At 75.9% G+C, this 15,801-nt stretch carries 12 protein-coding genes and 1 pseudogene; 8 read left to right on the top strand and 5 right to left on the bottom strand.

Features of this window, described 5'->3' with window-relative positions; translation table 11 throughout:
* Nucleotides 1–3: 3 nt before the first annotated feature.
* Genes ACIRG6_RS17660 through ACIRG6_RS17650 form a run of 3 tightly spaced genes read left to right on the top strand, consistent with a single transcriptional unit; the run spans nt 4 to nt 5,220 of the window.
* A complete protein-coding gene (locus tag ACIRG6_RS17660) occupies nt 4–366 on the top strand; it encodes a hypothetical protein (RefSeq protein WP_318213645.1) in 363 nt (120 codons plus the stop codon).
* Between the two features lie 7 nt (nt 367–373).
* Entirely contained in the window at nt 374–3,814 is a 3,441-nt protein-coding gene (locus tag ACIRG6_RS17655; protein WP_403323438.1) for a substrate-binding domain-containing protein, read from the top strand.
* Nucleotides 3,814–5,220 (top strand): extracellular solute-binding protein, encoded by a 1,407-nt coding sequence (locus ACIRG6_RS17650; RefSeq protein WP_364675569.1) that lies wholly within the window; start codon nt 3,814–3,816, stop codon nt 5,218–5,220. Before ACIRG6_RS17655 ends, ACIRG6_RS17650 begins: the two co-directional genes overlap by 1 nt.
* A gap of 50 nt (nt 5,221–5,270) precedes the next feature.
* On the opposite strand, the gene ACIRG6_RS17645 is transcribed toward ACIRG6_RS17650, so the two are convergent.
* Nucleotides 5,271–5,429, bottom strand: a complete 159-nt coding sequence (locus ACIRG6_RS17645; protein ID WP_364675669.1) for a hypothetical protein — start codon at nt 5,427–5,429, stop codon at nt 5,271–5,273.
* A 225-nt stretch (nt 5,430–5,654) separates the two neighbouring features.
* Between ACIRG6_RS17645 and ACIRG6_RS17640 the strand changes: the two genes are divergently transcribed.
* Together ACIRG6_RS17640 and ACIRG6_RS17635 are read left to right on the top strand one after the other, a co-directional pair.
* Nucleotides 5,655–7,004: a helix-turn-helix domain-containing protein gene (locus ACIRG6_RS17640; RefSeq protein WP_403323663.1), complete on the top strand. Its 1,350-nt coding sequence runs from the start codon at nt 5,655–5,657 to the stop codon at nt 7,002–7,004.
* A gap of 74 nt (nt 7,005–7,078) precedes the next feature.
* Entirely contained in the window at nt 7,079–7,819 is a 741-nt protein-coding gene (locus ACIRG6_RS17635) for a GAF and ANTAR domain-containing protein (RefSeq protein ID WP_364675572.1), read from the top strand.
* Between the two features lie 18 nt (nt 7,820–7,837).
* On the opposite strand, the gene ACIRG6_RS17630 is transcribed toward ACIRG6_RS17635, so the two are convergent.
* Nucleotides 7,838–8,653 carry a hypothetical protein gene (locus tag ACIRG6_RS17630; protein ID WP_364819531.1) on the bottom strand — a complete coding sequence of 272 codons (816 nt, stop codon included), beginning with the start codon at nt 8,651–8,653 and terminating at the stop codon, nt 7,838–7,840.
* 137 nt (nt 8,654–8,790) lie between these two features.
* On the opposite strand from ACIRG6_RS17630, the pseudogene ACIRG6_RS17625 reads away from it, so the two are divergent.
* Nucleotides 8,791–9,306, top strand: a pseudogene (locus tag ACIRG6_RS17625) (nucleoside hydrolase); the annotation flags it as partial.
* Nucleotides 9,307–9,421: 115 nt separating this feature from the next.
* Nucleotides 9,422–11,092 (top strand): glycoside hydrolase family 13 protein, encoded by a 1,671-nt coding sequence (locus tag ACIRG6_RS17620; protein ID WP_365020295.1) that lies wholly within the window; start codon nt 9,422–9,424, stop codon nt 11,090–11,092.
* A gap of 315 nt (nt 11,093–11,407) precedes the next feature.
* On the opposite strand, the gene ACIRG6_RS17615 is transcribed toward ACIRG6_RS17620, so the two are convergent.
* Entirely contained in the window at nt 11,408–11,776 is a 369-nt protein-coding gene (locus tag ACIRG6_RS17615) for a DUF6479 family protein (protein ID WP_318213653.1), read from the bottom strand.
* 150 nt (nt 11,777–11,926) lie between these two features.
* Between ACIRG6_RS17615 and ACIRG6_RS17610 the strand changes: the two genes are divergently transcribed.
* Nucleotides 11,927–13,552, top strand: coding sequence for a right-handed parallel beta-helix repeat-containing protein (locus ACIRG6_RS17610; RefSeq protein ID WP_403323433.1), 1,626 nt, complete (start codon nt 11,927–11,929; stop codon nt 13,550–13,552).
* A gap of 30 nt (nt 13,553–13,582) precedes the next feature.
* On the opposite strand, the gene ACIRG6_RS17605 is transcribed toward ACIRG6_RS17610, so the two are convergent.
* Nucleotides 13,583–14,458 (bottom strand): serine hydrolase, encoded by an 876-nt coding sequence (locus ACIRG6_RS17605; RefSeq protein ID WP_364675581.1) that lies wholly within the window; start codon nt 14,456–14,458, stop codon nt 13,583–13,585.
* A gap of 334 nt (nt 14,459–14,792) precedes the next feature.
* On the bottom strand, nt 14,793–15,734 hold the full coding sequence (locus tag ACIRG6_RS17600; RefSeq protein WP_364675583.1) for a LysR family transcriptional regulator: 942 nt from the start codon (nt 15,732–15,734) through the stop codon (nt 14,793–14,795).
* Nucleotides 15,735–15,801: the final 67 nt, after the last annotated feature.

Genomic DNA, 15,801 nt, shown 5'->3' with positions numbered 1-15,801 from the left:
GTTATGGCTGAGGGGGATGGAGTGGTGACGCGCGGTATCCGGGTCCGGCTGGACGGCACCGCGAGCGAGAGCGACATCGGCGCCCTGCGCAAGTGGCTGGAACGGGAGAAACCGCTCGACGAGCTGGTCCGGGCGGGCCGGCTGCGCATCGACGAACGGCGCCGGGCGGACGAGACCGGCGCCCCGATGGGCATCGGTATGGAGATCGTCGTGGCGTTCGTGGGGGGCGGCGCGGCCGTGGTGGTCCAGGAGGTGCTGGACCAGGTCAAGGGGGCCGTGGAGGCCTGGCGCTCCAACCGCAGCGAGGTGGAGGACGGCGAGCCGCCCGAGGGGCGCGTCGAGCCGGTGAACCTCGACGATAGGTAGGCGGCCGGTGACCGGTTACGACCCGCGGGGGCAGGCGAACCGGGCGCTGCTGGTCGGGGTGTCCGAGTACGACCTCACGGAGCCGCCGTACGGGGTGCCCGGCGACCTTCCCGCGGTCCGGCACAACCTGAACCGGCTGCGGGACGCGCTGCGGCGCGGCCGGGTGTTCCGCGAGCGGGAGATCACGGTGTGCCGCTCGCCGGACCAGGTCGACTTCGGCCGGGCGCTGCGGACCGCCGCCGACGAGGCCGAGGGCGTCCTGCTGCTGTACTTCGCCGGGCACGGGGCGATACCGAGCGCTGGCGACGAGCTGTTCCTGCAGATGCGCAACGCGAGCGTGGTCGCGGGCGGGCACGCGGTCTTCCCGGGCGCGGAGATGTTCACGACCGTGCTGACGGTGCTCGCGGCCAGTGAGGCGCGGCGGATCGTGGTCGTCCTCGACTGCTGCTTCGCGGGCAACGCCGCCTGGATCTGGGAGACGTTCCGCGACAAGCGGCGGGTGCTGCTGCTGATGAGCGTGCAGGCCAACCACCGCACGGACGCGGGCGATCCGCACACGCCGACGCCGTTCACCGACGAACTCGTGGCGCTGCTGGACGACGGCGACGGGGAGGTGTGGTTCCGCGGTCTCGCGGACGCGGTGCGCGCCCGGATGACCGGCGACGGCCACCGGACCGTACGCGGCGACGCGTGGGAACCGCAGAGCCGCACGGAGCCGGAGGAGGACGTCCTGCTCGCGGCGGGTGCCTCCGGCGGTGGGGTGCACGGCCGGTTCCCGTGGCACCGGGGAGCCGCGCCCGGCCGGACGCACCCGGCGAAGCGCGACCCCGAGGGCACCGGGATGACACCGCCGTCCGGGCGGTGGGACGAGTCCGGTGCCGGTGCCGGTGCCGGTGACGGTGACGGGGCGGGGGGCGGCGGCGGTGCGGAACCGGTGCCCGGGGGCGCTGGGAAGCGCGGGGCAGGGGCGGGATCGTCCGGGCGCGGCGGCCGGCAGGAGGGCGGGGAGCACCCGCCGCGGTCCGATGCGGGAGACGAGCGCCTGCCCGGCCAGGGCGGCGGACCCGGCGGAGGGCCAGTGTCCGGGAGGGACGCGGAGGCCGGGCGCGGGGCGGAAGCGGACGGGGGCACGGAGTCCCGAAGCGGACCGGTCGCGGGCCGGGGTGAGTCCGGCGGCGGCGTGGAAACGGGCCGGACGGTGGAGTCTGGCGTCGGGGCGGGCGCGCATGGAGGTGCGGAGTCCGGCGGCGGGCCGGAGGTGGGTCGGGGTGCGGGGGCCGGGCCCGGGCCGCAGGCGGGTCGGAGCACGGAGTCCGGCGGCGGGGCAGCGGGTCGGGGTACGGAGTCTGGACGCGGGACCGAAGCGGGTCGGACGGCGGAGTCCGGCGTTGGGGCGGACGCGTATGGGGGTGCGGAGTCCGGCGGTGGGGCGGACGCCAACCGGGGTGCGGAGTCCGGCGGCGGCGGCGGGGAAGCGGGCCGGGGCACGGGCGCCGGGCGCCGGGTGGACGCGGCCGGGGTTGCGGGGACCGGCGGCCGGCCGGAAGCGGGCCGGGGCGGCTCGGGGCGAGGGGACGGACCGGGGCGGGCGTACGGCCGGCCGGGGCGAAGGGGCAGCTCGGCGGGAGGGAACAGACGGGGGTGGGCGTACGGCTTGCCGGGGCGAAGGGCAGGCTCGGACGGAGGGTCCGGGGCGTCGGACACGCGTGCCGCCGGAGGGCTCCGGGCGGGACGGTGGCCGGGGCGGGTGGGGAGCGGCGTGCTTCTGCTGGTGTTCCTCGCCGCGGTCGGCATCGGCTCGTACCGGCTCGTCGCGACGGCCGGTGACCCGTCGGCCTCCTGCGCCCCGGCCCTGGAGCTGCGCGTGCTGACCGACCCCGACCTGGAGACGACCGTCCGGGCCGCCGCGGACGCGTATCTGACGTCGGAGGAGAACACCACCGGCGACGGCTGCCGGCGCAGCGGCATCACCGTCTACAGCGCGGGCGCCGCCGACACGGTCACCGCCCTGCGCAAGCGGACCGGCGCCTGGCAGGAGCCCCGCGACGACGACACCAACCCGCAGCGCGACGTCGGCCCCCAGCCGGACGTCTGGATCCCCGGCTCCCGCGCCGACGCCGCCCGCGTGGCCGAGGGCCAGGACACCGACGCCGTGGCCGTCCTGGAGCCGGACGACGAGGCGTTCGCGTACTCCCCGATCGTGCTCGCCGTCCCGCAGGACATCGCCGCCGAGTCCCTGGACGAGCGCTCCGGCCCCCCGCTCAACCGGATGATCGACGACCTGCTCGCCCGGCGCGCCGACGCCGAAGTGCGCCGCCCCGACCCGGAGTTCACCGACACCGGCCTGCTCGCCACCGTCGGCCTGCACGCCACCACCGGCACCGGCACCGGCGACCCCCGTCGCGCCGAGAGCCGCGTCGCCCAGCCGGGACCGCCCTCCCCGACCGCCGCCGACCTGCTGTGCGCACTGCCCGACGACGACGCCGTGGACGACCGCACCGCCGCCCTCGTCCCCGAGTTCCTGATGAAGAGCGGCGTCGGCTGCGACAGCGCCCGCCGCACCCCGCGCATGGCCCAGTACCCCGGCGACGTGCCCGGCCTGGAGCCCGTCTTCGTCCGCGTCCGCTGGCAGGGCGCCGACCGCGACGAGGCCGCCCGGGACGACGCGGCCGGCCGTTTCCGCACGTGGCTCACCGGTGAGCGCGGGCGCGAGGCGTTCGCCCGGGACGGGTTCCGGTCGGCCACCGGCAGCCGCGCCCTGCTGGACACCACCGACGTCGTCGGCTCGGTGCTGCGGGCGCCGTCGCCGCTGACCGAGTCGGCCGGCCGGGACGCGATGGAGGCGTCCCTGGAGGGCTACCGGGGCGCGGGCGGGCCCGGCCGGGTGCTGTTCCTGCTCGACAGCTCCGGTTCGATGGCCGGCCGCTGGGAGGGCCCCAGCGGCGGCCCCGGCCTGCTGAAACAGTCGCTCGGCGGGCTCGGCGCACGGGACGAGTACGGCGTGTGGGCGGTGTACGGCGAGGACGGGGACCCGTACGACACCCTGCTGTCCTTCGGCCGCCACGCCCGCAAGGACGCCGAGCGCACCATCGACCGGGCGGCCGAGGTCCGCGACGCCCAGGCCGACCCGTACCGGGCGCTGCGCGCCGCCCTCGACGACATGGAGCGGCGCGGCGCCGACGACGAGCGCCCCGGCCTGATCGTCTACGTCACCGACGACGAGGACGCGTCCCGGCTCACCGGCGACCGCCTCGACGACGTCCTCGCCCTCGCGCGCGCGGTGCGGGTGCCGGTCGCGATGGTCTCGCTCACCGGCGGGGGCTGCGACCCGGGAAAGCCGGACGCGCGTATCTCGGAGGCGAGCGGCGGCCGGTGCCTGGACGCCGACGACGACCTCGGTGCCGCCCTGCACGACGAGGTCGCGCGCACCGGAACGGGGGAGGACTGATGCCGCGACGGCTCTCACGACGACGGCTCGCGGCCCGGTGGGCGCTGCCGGTGGCGCTGGCCCTGCTCCTGCCGACCGCCTGCACCGGCGGTGACGGGGGCGCCGCCGGCGGTTCCGGGGCGACGCCGTCCGCCGATGTGCCCGGTGACATCGTGGTCGCCAGCGGCCGGGACGTCACCGGCAAGAACGGCGTCCGGCAGCGGCTCATCGACGCCTGGAACGCGCGGCAGGAGAAGGCCGGTTCCGGCTATCGCGCCCGGCTGGTCGAACTGCCCGGCAACGCCGACGAGCAGCGCAGCCAGCTCCTCGGCGCCCTCCAGTCCGGCAGCGCCGCCTACGACGTGGTCAACCTCGACGTCACCTGGGTCCCGGAGTTCGCCGCGGCGCGTCTGATCGGCCCGCTGCCGGCGTCGTTGCTCGACCAGGACGTCATCGCCCCGGTGGCGAGCACGGCCCGCTGGGACGGCGAGGTGTACGCCGTGCCCTTCAACAGCGACGTCGGCCTGCTCTACTACCGGCGCGACCATCTGCGGCAGGCCGGCGTCCAGCACACCGACCTGAGCGGCGGTGTGGACTGGAAGCGGCTGAGGAAACTCATCGAGACCCTCAACGACCACAAGCCCGCCGGCTACGAGAAGGGCTGGACGACCCAGCTGGCCGCGTACGAGGGCCGCACCGTCAACGCCGTCGAGGCCTTCGCGTCGGCGGCACCCGAGGTCACGCTCACCGACGAGGACGGCCACTACGACGCCACCGTCGAGGAGCTGACCCAGGGCATCGCCGAGCTGCGCCGCCGCACCGAGGCGCCGTACATCCTCCCGGACGCCGCCCACTCCGACGAGGCGGCCTCCCTCGGCGACTTCGCCGCCGGGCGCACCACGTTCCTGCGGCAGTGGCCGTACGCCTACCCGACCCTCTCCCAGACGTTCCCCGGCGACCGGCTCGGGGTGACCGCGCTGCCGGGCCGGGCCGTGCTCGGCGGCCAGAACCTCGCCGTGACCTCGGCGTCCCAGCGGTCCGGCAAGGCGGCCGACCTGATCAGGTACCTCACCGGCAAGGAGAGCGAACGCTGCCTGCTGGACGCCGGGTTCGCGGCCACCCGCACCTCGGCGTACGTGGACGACACCGTGACCTGCGCGGTGCCCGCCGCGGCCCCGTCGGCGGCCCCCACCGGCGAGGGCGCCGACACCATGCCCCGTGACGCGGCGGGCCGCCCGGCCTACGCCCGCCACACCCTGCTCCCGGCCCTGCAACGGGCGGTCCACCGTCCTCGCACCCCGCTGTACGGCGCCTTCACCCAGACCTTCACCACCCAGCTCGGTGCCCTCTTCGCCGACGACCCGCCGGGCGACGCGGAACTGGCGGCGCGCCTGGACGAGGCGCTGCGCGAGGCGCTGCCGGACTGAGGGGCGGCGCGGGCTCCGCACCGGGCGGCCGTCTCCGCCGGGGGGGGGGCTCAGCGCGGGCCGGGCCGTGGCGCCCAGGTGTCTTCGTCGAGCCGGACGGTCGACGCGAGCGAGTCGCTGACCTCCCCCACCCGGCCGGTCCCGCCTGCCGGGGGGCGCTCCGCCGACTGGGCCGGGCCCGCGTTGGCGGCCAGGACCAGGGTGGCCACGGCCGCGAGGGCGGCGGCGACGCCCCTGGCGTACCTCCCCCAGTGCCTGAAAGGCCTGGGAGGTACTCCCAGGGCGGTGCGTGTGGGGTCGGGCACGGCGTCCTCGTGGGGAAGGTGTGGGAGGCTGTCAGGAGCGCTGTTAAACATGCTTAATCCGCAATTTAACCTAGGGCCGTCGCGGCCGAACGGCAAGAGGGCCGGGGGGAGTTGGCAGTGGGGGACCAAGTGGGGGACCGTGAAGATCGGGTGACCATCGGGCGCCGGGTGCAGCGGCTGCGGGCCGAGCGCGGGATGACCCAGCGGCAGCTCGCCGAACCGGCGTACACGCCCGCCTACATCTCCACCCTGGAGGCCGGCCGCGTCCGCCCCTCCGACGAGGCGCTGCGGCACCTCGCCGAGCGGCTCGGCGTCGGCTACGAGGAGCTGGTCACCGGCCGTCCGGCACGGCTCGCCACCGACCTGCGGCTCCGGCTCACCGAGGCGCGGCGCACGCTCGCCACCGGCGGCGCCGAGCAGGCGGCCGGGCAGTACGGCGAGCTGCTCGCCGAGGCCGAGGCGTACGAACTGTCCGAGGAGCGGGCCGCGGCGCTGCTCGGCCTCGGGGAGTGCGCGGTGGAGACCGGCGAGCTGGCGACCGGCCGCCGGTACTTCGAGCGGGCCGAGGAATGCCTGACCGACGCCGGCGCGCCGCTGCCGGCCCGGGTCCCGGCCCTGCGCGGACGGGCCCTCACCCACTACCTCGCCGGTGAACTCCGGTACGCCGTCTACCTCCTGGAGTCCACGCTCGACGAGCTGAACCGCGGCGGCCTGCACGACCCCGACGCGCTGCTGCTGCTCTACGCCAGCGTCATCGGCCCGTACATGGACATGGGCGCACACGCGCGGGCCGCCCAGGCCGCCGAACTGGCCCTCGCCCTCGCTCCCCGGGCCGGCGACCCGGCGCTGGTGGCCCGCATGCACCGTTCCGTCGCCCGCACGCTGCTCGCCGAGGGCCGCCTCGCCGAGGCCGACGCCTCCCTGGCCAAGGCGTCCGAGCTGTACCGCACGCTGCAACTGCGCACCGAGCTGGCCAACTGCCACTGGATGCGCGGCTACGTCTGCGCGCAGAACGGCGAACTCGCCCGCGCCGAGGAGGAGATGCGGCAGGCCCTGGAGATGCTGTCCGTCACCTGCGCCGCCCTCTACAGCAGCCAGGTCGCCGTCGAGCTGGCCGACGTACTGCACCGGCGCGGCAAGTCCGCCGAGGCCGCCGGGCTGCTGCGCGGGGTGCTGGACGACCTGTCCTCCGAGCGCGGTGCCGTGCACGCGGCGGGCGCGCACCGGCTGCTCGGCATCATCGCCGAGGACGCCGGCGACACCGAGGCCGCCGAGGAGCACTACGTGCGCGCGCTGAGCCTGCTGGAGCGGGCGGGCGCGGCCGGTGACCTGGCCGACCTGTGCCGGCTGCTGGGCGATCTGCTGCGCCGTACCGGGCGGGTGGAGGCGGCCCTGGACGCCTACCGCACCGGTCTCGGGCACCGCACGGCGCCCGGCACGACCACGCTGGGCCCGGCGCCAGCGCAGCCTCCGCTGTAGGGGCCCCGGACCTCCCGGTTTCCTCCGGTCGGCCACGGGTAGTCGGGCATCCGGCCACGTGAGCGAAGGAGGCGGTGGGCGTGCGGGCCAGCGACGACCCCCGATGGCCCCCGGACGGGGAACTCCCCGACGGTGACGAGGGCGGCACCCCGCCCGGCGTGGTGCCGGAACGCCTCTGCGCGATCGCGGTCGAACTGCTGCCGGTGACCGGCGCGAGCGCCTCGCTGCGCGGCGGTGACGGCCTTCCGGTCCGGCTGTGCGCCAGCAGCGACCGGGCCTCGTACCTCGCGGAGATCCAGGCCACCCTGGGTGACGGGCCGTGTGTCAGTGCCGCCGAGACGGGCGCCCCGGTGCTCGCCCGCGACCTGCGGTCCGGCGCCGACGCCGACCGCTGGCCCGTCTTCGCCCAGCAGGCGACGGCCGTCGGCGTGAACGCGGTCTACGCGCTGCCGCTGGGCAGCGACACGGTGTGCGTCGGCACGTTCGACCTCTACCGCGACACCGCCGGCGGCCTCACCGACCCCCAGCTGAACACGGCCCGGCTCCTGGCCGGGGTCATGACCACGGCCCTGATGGCGCTGCCGCGCGGGGAGGACTACGACCTCGGCGGCGGGGTGGACGCCTGGCTGAGCGGGCTGGGCGGCGGCCACGACGAGGTCTACCAGGCCATCGGCATGATCATGGCCCAGCTGGGCGTCGGCGCCGACGAGGCCCTGGCCCGGCTGCGCGGCGCCGCCTTCGCCCAGGGCCGCACCGCCCACGACGTCGCCCGTGACGTCCGCACCCACCGGCAGCGCTTCGACCTCGACGGCTAGCGGGCCGACGGCCCGGTGTCACACCTGGGCCCGTCCCTGCCGACGGATCTCGGTCAGCCGCCCCGCGCCGACCTCCACGGACGTCCGGGTGGCGTCCTCGGCCGCCTCGCCCAGGCTGCCGTTGGTCAGGCTGATCGCGTCGTCGCCGACGCGTACGGCGACGAGGTCCACGGTGAGGACGGCGGGCCCGGCATCGGCCGTCGTGCCGGTCACCGTCACCCGCAGTCCCTGCCGGGCGTCGCCCGCCTCGGGCAGCGTGACGCCGGCGACGCGGACCTCCCGGGCGGCCCCGCGGGCGGCCTCGGCGGTGAAGTGCCCGCACGTGTCGGGCAGCGTCGCCAGCCAGGCCAGCGTCCGGTCGATGCCGGCCGCGCGGTGGGAGGTGATCCGGTAGTGCAGCTGGGCATGGCCCACCTGGTCGTCCAGGGCGGCCGTCGCCCGGGGAGCCGGGGACGCGCCGAAGAGCTCCTCGGTGTAGAGGACGTCCAGCAGCCGTCGGCAGTCCGGGTCTGTGGCGGTGGCCTTGAGCAGGTCGTCCCGCCAGGTCGCGGCACCCAGCGTCGGTCCCCAGGTCTCCCCCAGGTCGGCCCCCGTGATCAGCGCCGCGCTCGCCTGCGCCCGGGTGAGCGCGGGCGGGGCGGCGGCCGACGGCAGCGCGGCCGGTGACTGCGGGGTCGCGGGCCCGGTGCCGGCCGGCCGGCGGGCGTCCTGGCCGGCGGTGGAGCACGCGGTCAGGGACACGGCCAGGGCGGCGGAGAGCACGAGCACGGGGGCGAGGCCGGGGCGCGGCCTCCAGGAGCCCGGGGGCGGCCGGCGCCCTTCACGATCGGTCACACGGCCCACGGCACCACACCCCCGCCCTCACCACCACCGCACGGACCCGTCCGAGTGACCCGGACCCGCGCCGAGAACCCGCCCGGCCGAGGCCGCGCCACCGCACCGGCCCGCGCGGACCCCGCCCCGCCCTCGGGCACGTGTTCATGGGCGGCGCGATGGCCACCGGGAACGCGACGCCCGTCGCCGAGTTCAACGTCTGGCACGACCCGGAGGCCGCCGCGATCCTGCTCACCGCCGGGGTGCCGATCACCATGCACGGGCTGGACGTCTTCCAGCGCGTGATCGTCCCCGGCCCGGACGTGCGCCGCCTGCGCGCGAGCACCGAGCCCGGCACCCGGCTCGCCGGTGAACTGCTCGCCCACCGGGGCCCCGTCACCGCCGAGGCCGACCCCGGCGGCGGCCTCGGCGACGCGGGCGCGGTCTGCGCGGTCGCCGACCCGGAGGGGCTGACCACCCACCGCCTGCCGGTCGAGGTGTCCCTCGCCCCCGGCCCGGCCCGCGGCCAGACCCTCGTCGACCGCCGCGGCCGCCCCGGCGAGTCCGAGATCCACGAGGGCACGCGCGAACAGCCGCACGTGGGCGTGGCGTCGGACGTCGACGTGGCCCGGTACGTGGACCTGCACCTGACCGCGGTCGAACGCCAGGACGCCAAGGACGCCCAGGACAGCCCACGGTCACCGGCGCGTCCCGCCACCCCCGTGTTCACTTTTGGGGTGATGTGGACAGATCTATTCGTGTCGCCCGCACGCATGCGAAGGAGACCGCGTGACCGTACGCAGCACCACCAGCACGCCCGACCTGTCGTCCAAGGACCCCAACTGGTGGCGGCAGGCCGTCATCTACCAGATCTACCCCCGCAGCTTCGCCGACGCCGACGGCGACGGGCTCGGTGACCTGCGCGGCATCACCCAGCGCCTGACCCACCTGGCCGCCCTGGGCGTCGACGCCCTGTGGCTCAGCCCGTTCTACCCGTCCGAGCTGGCCGACGGCGGCTACGACGTCGACGACTACCGCGACGTCGACCCGCGCCTGGGCACCCTGGACGACTTCGACGCCCTGGCCGCCGAGGCCCACCGGCTCGGCCTGAAGGTGATCGTCGACCTGGTCCCCAACCACACCTCGCACCGCCACGCCTGGTTCCGGGAGGCCCTGGCCGCGGGCCCCGGCTCGGCGGCCCGCGACCGCTACGTCTTCCGGGACGGCCGCGGCGAACACGGCGAGCTGCCGCCCACCGACTGGCAGTCCGTCTTCGGCGGCAGCGCCTGGCAGCGGGTGCCGGACGGCCAGTGGTACCTGCACCTGTTCGCGCCCCAGCAGCCCGACCTGAACTGGGAGAACGAGCAGATCCGCGCCGACTTCCGCACCACGCTGAAGTTCTGGTGCGACCGGGGCGTCGACGGCTTCCGCGTCGACGTGGCCCACGCGCTGGTCAAGGACCTCACCGAGCCCCTGCGCGACCTAGGCTCCCCCGAGCTGAGCAGCGAGGCCGCACTCGCGGAGTTCGCCCCGGGCACCCACCCCTTCTACGACCGCGACGACGTGCACGAGGTCTACCGCGACTGGCGCAAGATCCTCGACGCCTACAGCCCGCCGAGGATGGCGGTGGCCGAGGCCTGGGTGCCGGGCGCCCGGCGCGCGCTGTACGCCCGCCCGGACGAGCTGGGCCAGGCCTTCAACTTCGAGTACCTCCAGGGCCGCTGGGACGCGGCGGAGCTGCGCGAGATCATCGCCGGTTCGCTGGCCGACGCGGATGCCGCCGGCGCCTCCGCGACCTGGGTGCTGTCCAACCACGACGTGGTCCGCCACGCCTCCCGGCTGGTCCTGCCGCCCGGCACCGACACGGACGCCTGGCTGCTGTCCGGCGGCAGGGCACCGGCGGTCGACGAGCGGGCGGGCCTGCGCCGGGCCCGGGCGGCGACGCTGCTGATGCTGGCGCTGCCCGGCTCGGCGTACGTCTACCAGGGCGAGGAGCTCGGCCTGCCCGAGGTGGCCGACCTGCCCACCGAGGTCCTCCAGGACCCGATCTGGGAGCAGACCGGGCACGTCCGCAAGGGCCGCGACGGATGCCGGGTGCCGCTGCCGTGGACGACGAGCGGACCGTCGTACGGCTTCGGCGCGGGCGCGGCCTGGCTGCCGCAGCCGCCCGGCTTCGCGGAGTACTCCGTCCAGGCCCAGGACGGGGTGGCCGGCTCGACGCTGGAGCTGTACCGCACGGCCCTGCGCCTGCGCCGCAAGCTGCTCGACGGCGAGTCGCTGACCTGGGCGGACGATGTGCCGCCCGGTGTGCTCCAGTTCGACCGCTCGGACGGCTGGCGCTGCGTCGCGAACCTCTCGGAGGTGCCGGTCGACCTGCCGGCGGGCGAGGTGGTGCTGACCAGCGTGCCCCTGGAGGACGGCAGGCTGGGGCCGGACACGACGGCGTGGCTGGTGAGGTAGCGGCGGCGCCTCGTGGGAGAGCGGGCCGGAGGCCGCACCGGCCGCCGCACGGCCCGCTCGTCGCGGCCCGCACGGCCCCGGTCGGTGACGGCCCACCGGCCGCCAGTACTGTCACGACCGCCGCCCCGCGTGCCCGGTGACCGGCCATGACGCCTCCAGGGACCTCGTACGCACCCGCTCCCGCGAGGACCCGCGGGGTCCCTGTCAGTCAAGGCGTACCGGCACCGCGCCGCACACCGGTGCTCGGCCGAACGAGGCCGAACAAGCGTGCGGTGGTCCGGCGGGGCGTCGCGCCGGAGGACGGGCGCCCGGGGGTCAGATGCGTCCCGGGCTGCCGCTGCCGAAGGAGCCGCTGGACCCAGGCAGCCAACGGCGCCGGCTCTGGTCCGCTCCTCGTCGGCTGCCCGCGTGATGGAGCTGGTACGGCATCAGCCGTGGGCTCCCGTCGGTGCTCAGCGGGATCTCGTCCGGCTCCCGGATCTCCCGTTCCTCGTGGACGGGACCGGTGGGTGGCAGGTGGGGCTGTTCGTCGGCGCGGGGGCGGGGCGATTCCTGCTCCATGGCCCGCATACCGAGCCGGACGGCCAGGATCAGCACGCCGGCGACGAAGAGCCCGCCGATGAAGGCCGCTGTCACGTTGAGCGCGTTCGAAGCGGCCAGCAGTTCATACGTTGCCGTACTCATGTTCTGATTATGTACCCCGGATTGAGATAAAGCGCCCGCTATGTCCTCGTGATTGAGGGCGGCGGCGGGCTGGTACCCGGTCCGCAGCGAGCGGCGGTACGCGGGTGAGCGGCCGGCCGCCGGAGCGTCCCTGGCGGAAGGAGCGCGCGGATGACTGCGCCGTTGACGGTCGACGCCCACGAACACGGTCTGGCCGGGGACGGCACCACCGACGACGGGCCGGCGTTGCAGAAGCTGGTGGACGCGCTCGGTGACGCCGTCGCCGCCGACGGGCGGCCGCGCACGGTCCACGTGCCCGCCGGGCGCCACCTGGTCCGGGACCGGCCCGTGCGCTGGCGCAGCGGCGTCTCGCTCGTCGGCGCCGGGCGGGGGACGACCTGCTTCGTCCTCGCCAACCCGGGCGCACCGGCACAGCCGGTCCCGCTGGCCTGGTTCACCGCCGCCCAGCACGGTGCCGGGCGGGAGCACCACATCGCCGACATCACCTTCGCGCACTTCGAGATCGACGGGTCCGGGGTGGAGACGGAGGAGTACGACGTCCTGGCCAAGGGGCTCGGCCTGCAGTACGTGCTGCGCGGACGCTTCACCGACCTGTACATCCACGACACCGCCGCCACCGGCTTCGGCTGCGACTTCCTCCAGGACACGGTCGTCGAGGGCGTGCTGGCCGAGCGGTGCGGACGGCAGGACCCCGGCGGGAAGATGGGCGGCGCGGGCATCGGGATCGGCGTCGGCGGATGGGGGCCGGTGGAACGGCTGACGGTCACCGCGTGCACCGCGACCGGCAACGGCACCAACGGCGTCTTCCTGGAGCTGCAGCAGGAGGACTGGCCGCCGCCCCGCGGCATCCGCATCACCGCCTGCCACACCGAGGACAACCGTTACGGCATCTCCGACTGGGGCGCCGACGGGCTGCAGGTCACCTCCTGCACGATGCTCGGCAACCACGTGGCCGGGTTCGACGTGTCCGCCCAGGGCACGACCTCCGTCGGCGGCCGGGGCGGCATCGTCACCGGCTGCGTGATCGACGGCAACCTGCGCGACGGGATCGCGCTCGGCAACACCCCGGGCCCCTACGCCTTCCGCGGCAACCGCGTCAGCGACAACGGCCGGTACGGCTACTGGCAGCACAACCTCGCCGGCGGCGACCAGGAGGCGACCACGGACATCGTCCTGGAGTCCAACGACATCCGCGGCAACGCCCTGGACGGCATCCGCGTCGACGCACCGCTGCACGAGCCGGCGATCTTCGGCAACCGCATCCACGACAACGGCCGCCGCGCCGCGCCGGCGACGGAAGGGGGCGGCGCGGGCGTGAGCTGCGGGCCGCTGTCCCTGACCGACGAGGGCGCCGACTGGCTCCCGGGCGGCCACCGCGGCAAGGAGCTGACGGTCGGCGACGGGAGCGCCGCGGTCACCGCCGTGGTCACCGGCAACACCGCCACCGGACTCACCCTCGCCCCCGAACGCCCCGGTGCCACGACGGCCTGGCCCGACGGCGTCCCCGCCCCCGGCACCGCGTACCGGCTCCCGGACGCCCCGGCACCGCGCACCGGCCTCACCGCGGCGGCTGCCGTGACCCACCCGTACGTGCACGGCAACCGGGTCCGTGACGACGGGCACCCCCGCACCCAGACGCACGCCCTGTGGATCGCGCACGAGGCCACCTGGACCGGCGGCCGGGTCTCCGGCAACGACTTCAGCGGCAACGCCTCGGCGGCCACCCGCTTCGACTCGGCCCCGAGCGGCGGACGCTGGCGGGACAACGACCGCTGAGCTGGCCGGCCGGGCGACCGCCCCGGTGCGTCACGGCGCCCGCAGCGCGTCCACCGCGATCCGGGCCGCCGTGCCGATCACCGCGTCGGCCGCCGGGAGGGTGGCCGCGGTGTGGGCGGTGCGGGTGAAGACGGCCACGGCGTAGCGGCCGCCGTCGGGGTATTCGACGACGCCGACCTCGTTGCGCAGGGTCGGCAGGGTGCCGGTCTTGCCGGCCACGTGGACGTCGTCGAAGGGGAAACCCGAGGCCAGGCGGTGCGGCCAGACCTGGAGGCCCAGGATGCGGCGCATGGCGGCGCCGTACTCGGGCGGGCAGGCCTCGTCCCGCCAGACGGCGGTGAGCAGACGGGTCATGTCGCGGGGGGTGCTGTGGTTGGCGCGGGCCGGGTCCAGGGACCGCAGCCGGGTGATGACGTGCGGGTCGGTCAGCGCCCGGGCGCCGGCCGGTCCGGCGTCCTCCCGCATCGCGGCGAGCATCTCGCCGAAGGACGACACGGCCCGCGTGCGGGTGAGGCCGAGCCGGGCCGTGGTGCGGTTGACGGCGTCCAGACCGACCCGGTGCAGCAGCAGGTCGGCGGCGGTGTTGTCGCTGACGGACATCATCAGGAACGCGGCGTCGCGCAGGGACAGCGCGACGGGGTCGAGCATGGCGGCGATGCCCGTGGGCCCCGGGGTGCGGCCGGCCGGCGGGCACTCGATCCGCTCGGTCAGGTCCAGCAGCCCCGCCGCGGCCTGCTCGTGCAGCGCGACGAGGACGCACAGCTTGTGGACGCTGGCCGTGCACACGGGCTGGTCGGCCCCAGCGTCCACCTGCGCCCCGGAGTCGATGTCGACGGCGTGCAGCCAGCCGGTGACCCCGGCCTCGGCGAAGGCCGCGCGCAGACGGCCGGTGACGGTGTCGGTCATAGCCAGTGCTCCGGTGCCGGGCGAGGGGAGGGCGTGGTGAGGACGGCGCCCACGAACGGACACGAGCGGGGCCGTACCCCGGCTCCCCACGGGCGCCGGCGCCAGGGGTGTGCCCCGCTCGGGCCCAGGGCGGTGGAGCCGGTGTGCGGGTGGGGACGTGCCTCGGTTGCGGCGTGCGGGCGGCCGGTGCCGGTGGTTGCCGGTGTTCCCGCGCCGGTGCGAGCGGTGACCGCGGCGGCACTGTGGGGGCGCCGGCGGTGGGGATGCGCCCCGCTCGCGTCCAGGGTGGCGGAGGCGGCGGAGCTGAGGTGCGGGTGGCCCGTCATGGTGGTGGTCACAGCCAGAACTCCGACGCCGGGCGCAGGTGCAGTGGCCGGGAGGGGGCGTCGGTGCGTGCGTCGGCCGTCGTGCGGAGCGCGTGCGTGGCCGCGTCCGCGAAGGCGCCGACGGCGGCGTCACCCCGCCCCTTGGGCCAGGCGACGGAGTGCCGCCAGGCCAGCGGAGCCCCGGCGAGCGGGCGCCAGACCAGGTCCGGGTCCCGGCCGTCGGGGGCGGCGAGCAGATGGGTGTCACGGGGACCCAGGGCCACCGCCCCGGAGGACAGCACCAGCCCGCGCACGAAGCTGACGCCCTGGCCGTGCCGTACGGCGCTGGGGGTGTAGCCGCCCCGGGCGCAGGCCGTGAGCAGGTCGTCGTAGACCGCGGGCGCGCTGTCGCGGGGGAAGAGGACCAGGTCGTACCCGCTGAGCGCGGCCAGCGGCACCTCGCCGAGCCCGGCCTCCGCCGCGCCGCGCGGCAGCAGCACGCCCAGGTCGCGGCGCAGCAGCGGTCCCAGTTCGAGGCCGGCGACGTCGCACGGGTGGTGGACGATGCCGACGTCCAGCTCGTGCGCGGCGAACGCGGCGAGCTGCTGCGCCGTGGACAGCTCGTGCAGTTGCAGCTCCAGACCGGCGTGGCGGCGACGGAAGTCCGCCAGCAGCGCGGCGACGGTCTCCCCGGAGATGTCCGGGGACAGGGCGGCGCGCAGCAGCCCGGTCTCGCCGTCCCGGATGCGGCGCGCGGCGGCCAGGAAGGAATCGGAGCGGGCGAGGAGCTCACGGGCCTCGGCGAGCAGCAGCGTGCCCGCCTCGGTGATCGTCACCTGCCGGCTGGTGCGTTCGAAGAGCCGCACACCCAGCTCGCGCTCCAGCCGCTGGATGCGCTGCGACAGCGGCGGCTGCGCCATGCCCAGCCGGGCCGCGGCACGCCCGAAGTGTGACTCTTCTGCAACAGCCACGAAGCACTCCAGGTGCCGCACCAGGTCCACGACCAGTAATCATATCGAGCATTGATCGATCCGACAT

Source organism: Streptomyces flaveolus (assembly GCF_044765825.1).
GTDB lineage: Bacteria > Actinomycetota > Actinomycetes > Streptomycetales > Streptomycetaceae > Streptomyces > Streptomyces flaveolus.
Note: the sequence above shows the minus strand (reverse complement) of the source record. Positions and strands in the feature narration are given on the sequence as shown.